The sequence below is a fragment of the Mycobacterium sp. genome (genome assembly GCF_049585075.1).
Classification (GTDB): domain Bacteria; phylum Actinomycetota; class Actinomycetes; order Mycobacteriales; family Mycobacteriaceae; genus Mycobacterium.
Window position 1 is genome coordinate 45087 of the sequence record NZ_JBAUZA010000177.1, and the last position, 6310, is coordinate 51396.

Sequence of the window (6310 nt, forward strand, 5' to 3'; positions counted from 1 at the left end):
ACTCACTGAGACCGCACCTGGCGCATGGACCGGGTTTCGATGGCGTTGATCGTCAACGTGCGACGGGCAAACCGCCATCCGGCATCGGTCCGTTGATACTCGTCGTCGTAACGCAGATGCCACACCACGTCGGTCAGCTGATCCCCGCGGCGAGTCCAGTGATGCGCGACGCAGGTGATGCGTCCGCGGGCACTGTCGGGTTCCGTACCGACGTCGTAGACCTGGCCGACGATCGCGTGCTCGGTGCGGATTGTGGCCGCGACGGCGGCGATCGCGGCGCCGATCGCCGCATGACCACGGTGCCGATGGACAGCGGTCAACTCACCCGGCGGATCGGGCAGCAGCAGCTCGGCTGCCTCGGTGAAAAGCCCTGTGACACGGTCAAATTGCCGGTCGTCGACGCCGGCCGCATACCGATGCACCAAGTCGGCGAGAGCAGCGCGATCGGTTGGGCCGAGCATCACGTCGACAGCGAAAGGCGTTGCGCACAGGCCGACAACTCGTCCTTGGCCTGCTGGAGGTCGGTGATCGGCGGCATGGCCAACACTAGCCGGTTGGCACCCTGCGCGGCGAGCCTCTCGGCGCGTTCGGCGTCGATCTTGGTCACCAAATGTCCCAGCGATACTTCGATATCGGCCGGATCGCGTCCGGCAGCCGCCGCCACCTCACGCATCAGCGTCAGCAGGCCGTCCAACTGTTCACCCGTCACGCCCAGGGGCTGAAACCCGTCACCGAAGCGCCCGGCCCGCCGAGCCGCGGCTTTGCTGTGGCCGCCGATGTGTATCGGAAGATGCTGTCCGGAAACTGGTTTCGGACTGCAGACCACGCTCTCGAACTGAAAGAACTCGCCACGATGGGTGACGCCCTGTTGCCGGTCATCCCAGAGCGCCCGTAGCACCACCAACTGCTCGTCGGCGCGTCGCCCCCGGCTTTCGAATTCAGTGCCGCATGCTTCGATCTCTTCCCGCAGCCAGCCGACACCCACGCAGAGCCGAAGCCTCCCGCCGGACAGCGCATCGACGGTCGCCGCTCGTTTGGCCAGCACCACCGGATGATGGTTGGGCAGCACCAGAACTCCGGTGGCCAATCCGAGCCGGTCGGTATGGCCGGCCAGAAACGACAACAGGTCAAGCGGGTCGGGGACCGGGCAGTCGGCCGCCAATTCGACCCGCCCCGAGCGGTCATACGGGTAGACGCTGTCGTATCGGGTGGCCAACACGGTGTGTTCGACGGCGATGATCGATTCAAACCCGCACGCCTCGACATGGCGCGCAAAGACCGTCATCCACCGTGGGTCGGCGGTGACCCCTGCGGCGACCGGGGCGACGACACCGAACTTCAAGACGCTCATGTACCCGAAAGCTAACAGGTGGGTTGGGTAGGGGTGACGGTTGTCTGCGCGCGCATCGCTTCGGCCAGGGCGATCGCTCTGGGGCTGGTGAACACGTCCTCGAGCAGCACCGGCCGACCGTCGGGGCCGCTGAGCGGCACCCGCCAATTGGGATACTCGTCGGTGGTGCCGGGCTGATTCTGAGTCCGCCGATCTCCGACCGCATCGGTCAACGAGACGCCGAGCAGCCGCGACGGCGTTCGACCCAGGTATTGGTAGAGGGCCAGGATGGTCTGCGCTGGATCCTTTTTCGGGCCGGCTTCTTTCGACAACAGGCCGACGCGGCGCAGCTCGGCGATCCACGCCGCCCGCTCGCTTTTCGCGGCGGCGAGCTCCTCGTCGACGGGTCGGGTCAGCAGGCCAAGCGAATCCCGCAGGCGGACATGCTCGTCGGCCAGATAACCGGCGGTCGGGGGCAGGTCATGGGTGGTCACCGACGAGAGGCAATACTCTCGCCACCGCTCGGCCGGCAGCGGGCCGCCGCCGCGGTCGCGGTCGAGCTCGAACCACAGAATTGACGTGCCCAGCACACCGCGGTCGCGCAGGTAATCACGGACCCATGGTTCGACAGTGCCGAGATCTTCGCCCACCACGAGTGCGGCGGCGCGGTATGCCTCCAACGCGACGATGCCGATCATCGCTTCGTGGTCGTAACGCACATATGTGCCTTGAGTGGGTGGTTGGCCTTGGGGAATCCACCAGAGCCGGAACAGCCCGATGATGTGATCGATCCGCACCCCGCCGGCGTGCCGCAGCACGGTGCGGATCAGCGCGCGGAACGGTTGATACTCCTGTTCTTCCAGCCGATCCGGGCGCCATGGCGGCTGCGACCAGTCCTGACCCAATTGGTTGAACTCATCCGGCGGTGCACCGGCAGTGACGCCGAGCGCCAGCACGTCCTGCAATGCCCAGGAGTCGGCGCCGTTGGGATGCACGCCGACGGCGAGGTCGTGGATGATGCCCAGCGACATCCCGGCCGCCACCGCTTGCGATTGCGCGGCGCCGAGTTGTTCGTCGAGCTGCCATTGCAACCAGCGGTGGAAATCCACCGCTTTGGCGTGCTCGGCCACGAACTCGCCGACAGCGTCGGCGCCGGGGTGCTGCAGCGAGTCGGGCCACTGATGCCAGTCGGCGCCGTATTCCTCGGCGAGCGCACACCAGGTGGCGAAGTCGTCGAGGGCAGCGCCTTCCCGGGCGCAGAACGCTGTGTAGGCCAGTTCGCGCCCCGCCGCGCGCGGGACCCGATACACCAGCTCCAAAGCCTTGCGCTTGGCTGCCCATGCCGCGTCGCGATCGATGGCGTCGACCGAGTTCGCGTGACGCTGCTCGTCGTCGCGTAACCGCCACACCCGGCGACGCTTATCCAAGTAAGCGAATTCTCCGATGGCCTCGACCCGCAGGTAAAGCGGGTTGACGAAGCGCCGCGACGTCGGCAGATACGGCGACGGCTCCATCGGCTTGGTTGGCGCGGCCGCGTGTAGCGGGTTGACCAGTACGTAACCCGCGCCGTGCACGGAAGCCGACCAGACAGCAAGGTCGGTGAGGTCGGTAAGGTCGCCGACGCCCCAGGACTGCCGGGACCGGACACTATATAACTGGGTGGCCAACCCCCAGGCCCGACGACCGCCCAGCCGCTCGGGCAATCCCAGCCAGCCCGGTGTCACGATCAGCGCCGCACTGGCCTGCTGCGCCCCGGAACGCAGATGCACCCGGTGGTACCCCAGTGGCAGATCGGCGGGCAGAACGAAGCTGGCCTCGCCGACCGAGCGCCCGTCGAGGTCAAACGGCGCGGCGAAGTTGTCGACCTGGGGTATCCCGGTGCGAACCGTCCCGTCCTCCAGCTGGATCCATACCTCAGCGGGATGACCGTGGGTCACGTGCACCCAGAACGGCGTCTGGGTACCGGCGCGTCCAAGGATGGTGGGCGGCAGCGGACGCGACCAGTGCGCGCGATCATGCGCGATCAGCGCCGTGTTGCGCGTCGCCTCGGTGCCGGCGGCCACGCCAAGCGCCGACAGGACAGCCACCAGGGTGCTTTCCGGCACGCCGATCCGGCGACCGCTCCAGTCCTCATAGTCTGTGGCGATCCCAAACCGCCTGGCCAGTTCGACCAATGACGGCGCCAATTCAGTCATCCCGCCATCTTGCTTAAACAGATGACCGAAATGCGACCCGAGTGTTCACCTCACGGCAATTTTTTAACAGGCCTGAGTTTGCTCTTCGCCGTACGATGCGCAGTGAAGTTTTCATCGATTTCCCCACTACTTGATGGCAGGTGACAGCACTGTGGCGCAGACCACTCCCGGCGCGGCCGCTGATGCGCCCGGCGCAGACACGCTCGCGTGGCGAGGTGGCGCAGGGTGCCCTACGGTTAACCATGTGAATCGTGGGACTACGCAGGACTCCTCCCTTCCGTCTGCTTGGAGCGTGAACAACCGTGGCTGATTCGAACGGCGGAAAGGGAGGTTCGGGTTACGGCCTCGGACTTTCCACGCGGACACAGGTAACCGGTTACCAGTTCTTGGCCCGCCGTACCGCGATGGCGTTGACCCGGTGGCGGGTCCGGATGGAGATCGAGCCGGGTCGCCGTCAAACGCTGGCCGTCGTGGCGTCGGTGTCCGCGGCGGCGGTGATTTGCCTGGGCGCGCTGCTCTGGTCGTTCATCAACCCGTCGGGGCAGATGAACGAGTCACCGATCATCGCCGACCGCGATTCCGGCGCACTTTACGTCCGGGTGGGGGACAAGCTGTATCCGGCGCTGAACCTGGCGTCTGCCCGACTGATCGCAGGCCGGGCGGATAACCCGCACAAGGTCCGGTCGGGTCAGATCGCCGAGCAGCCGCATGGGCCAATGGTCGGTATCCCCGGCGCGCCGTCGGACTTTTCCCCGACCAAGCCCGCGTCGTCGTCGTGGCTGGTGTGCGACTCGGTGACTTCGACGGCGGGCGTGGGGGCGCCGTCACCCGTGACCGTCACCGTGATCGACGGAACGCCCGACCTGTCGAATCACCGACACGTGCTGAACGGGCCCGACGCGGTGGTACTGCGCTACGCAAACGACACCTGGGTGATCCGGCAGGGGCGTCGGTCGCGCATCGACTCGTCGAACCGGGCGGTGTTGTTGCCGTTGGGACTGACCCCGGAGAACGTCAACCAGGCCCGGCCGATGAGCCGGGCGCTGTACGACTCGCTGCCGGTGGGCCCCGCGCTGTCGGTCCCCAAGGTGCCAGACGCCGGCAAGCCGGCCGGCTTCGCCGGTGCACCCGGACCGGTGGGAACCGTGATCGTGACACCACAAATCAGTGGGCCACAACAGTATTCAGTGGTACTGGCCGACGGTGTGCAGACCGTGACGCCGGTCGTCGCCCAGATCCTGCAGAACGCCGGAACCCCGGCGGGCAATGCGCCGGTGGTCGTGGCGCCGGCGTCATTGGCGAAGATGCCGGTGGTCAACGGGCTGGATTTGTCGGCCTACCCCGACGGCCCGCTGAAGGTCCAAGACATCCGTGATAACCCGGCGACCTGCTGGTGGTGGGAGAAAACCGGCGGTGAAGAGCGTGCCCGGACCCAGGTGATCTCCGGGCCGACGATCCCGGTGAAGGCCAGCGATATCCAAAAAGTGGTGTCGCTGGTGAAGGCCGACAATTCCGGTCGCGAAGCCGATCGAGTGTTCTTCGGACCCGACTACGCCAACTTCGTGTCCGTCACCGGGAACGACCCGGAGTCCGCCACATCAGAATCGCTCTGGTGGCTCTCCAGTTCCGGTGTCCGGTTCGGTGTGGACAACTCCCGTGATGCCCGTTCCGCGCTCGGATTGACATCGCAGCCGAGCCCGGCGCCGTGGGTGGCGTTGCGGCTGCTGGCAGCGGGTCCAACCCTGTCGCGCGCCGATGCGCTGGTGCGCCACGACACCCTTCCGACCGATATGAGCCCTGCAGAATTGGCGGTACCGAAGTGAAACAAGGTTTTGCACGCCCAACGCCCGAACGCGCACCCGCGGTCCGGCCCGAGAACATCGTCCTACCGACACCGCTGAGCGTCCCGCCGCCGGAAGGCAAGCCGTGGTGGCTGATCGTGGTCGGCGTGCTGGTGGTCGGCTTGCTGGTCGGCATGGTCGGCATGACCGTGGCCAACGGGTCGCGGATGTTCCTGGGTGCTGGTTCGATCTTCCCGATCTTCATGATCGGCGGCGTCGCAATGATGATGTTCGGCGGTCGTTTTGGCGGCCAGCAGCAGATGAGCCGGCCCAAGCTGGACGCGATGCGCGCTCAGTTCATGTTGATGCTCGACATGCTGCGCGAAACCGCGAACGAGTCCGCCGACAGCATGGACGCCAACTACCGGTGGTTCCACCCCGAGCCGACAACGCTGACGGCGGCGATCGGATCGTCCCGGATGTGGGAACGCAAGCCGGACGGTAAGGACCTCAACTTCGGAGTCGCCAGGATCGGTGTGGGCATGACGCGACCCGAGGTGACCTGGGGTGAGCCGCAGAACATGCCGACGGACATCGAGCTGGAGCCGGTGACTGGTAAGGCGCTGCAGGAGTTTGGCCGCTACCAGAGCGTGGTCTACAACCTGCCCAAGATGGTTTCGCTGCTAGTCGAGCCCTGGTATGCGCTGGACGGCAATCGCAACCAGGTGATGGGGCTGATGCGGGCGATCATCTGCCAGCTGGCCTACTCGCACGGCCCGGACCACATCCAAATGATCGTTGTCACTTCCGATCTGGCGAAATGGGACTGGGTCAAGTGGCTGCCACACTTCGGCGATCCACGCCGTCGCGACGCCGCCGGCAACGCGCGGATGGTGTACGGCTCGGTACGTGAATTCGCCGCCGACCAGGCCGAATTGTTCGCCGGCCGTGGGTCTTTCACACCCCGCCACGCCAGCTCGTCGGCGGAGACACCGACACCGCAC

At 66.2% G+C, this 6310-nt stretch carries 4 protein-coding genes and 1 pseudogene; 2 read left to right on the forward strand and 3 right to left on the reverse strand.

Going from position 1 to position 6310, the window contains the following annotated elements; genetic code table 11:
* Nucleotides 1–2 precede the first annotated feature (2 nt).
* The 3 genes from WB785_RS08355 to malQ are packed head-to-tail and all read right to left on the reverse strand — an operon-like array spanning nucleotide 3 to nucleotide 3525.
* Nucleotides 3–461 (reverse strand): nuclear transport factor 2 family protein, encoded by a 459-nt coding sequence (locus WB785_RS08355; RefSeq protein ID WP_424078411.1) that lies wholly within the window; start codon nucleotides 459–461, stop codon nucleotides 3–5.
* Entirely contained in the window at nucleotides 461–1342 is an 882-nt protein-coding gene (locus WB785_RS08360; RefSeq protein WP_424078412.1) for an LLM class F420-dependent oxidoreductase, read from the reverse strand. Before WB785_RS08360 ends, WB785_RS08355 begins: the two co-directional genes overlap by 1 nt.
* 20 nt (nucleotides 1343–1362) lie before the next feature.
* Entirely contained in the window at nucleotides 1363–3525 is a 2163-nt protein-coding gene (gene malQ, locus WB785_RS08365) for a 4-alpha-glucanotransferase (RefSeq protein ID WP_424078403.1), read from the reverse strand.
* Nucleotides 3526–3827: 302 nt separating this feature from the next.
* Between malQ and eccB the strand changes: the two genes are divergently transcribed.
* Nucleotides 3828–5348, forward strand: a complete 1521-nt coding sequence (gene eccB / locus WB785_RS08370; protein WP_424078404.1) for a type VII secretion protein EccB — start codon at nucleotides 3828–3830, stop codon at nucleotides 5346–5348.
* Nucleotides 5345–6310, forward strand: a pseudogene (locus tag WB785_RS08375) (type VII secretion protein EccC); the annotation flags it as partial. The gene eccB and the pseudogene WB785_RS08375, both read left to right, overlap by 4 nt.

What these genes read in the sequence shown, in the direction of transcription:
- WB785_RS08355 (WP_424078411.1), bottom strand. Translation starts at nt 461, where the DNA reads ATGCTCGGCCCAACCGATCGCGCTGCTCTCGCCGACTTGGTGCATCGG.
- malQ (WP_424078403.1), bottom strand. Translation starts at nt 3,525, where the DNA reads ATGACTGAATTGGCGCCGTCATTGGTCGAACTGGCCAGGCGGTTTGGG.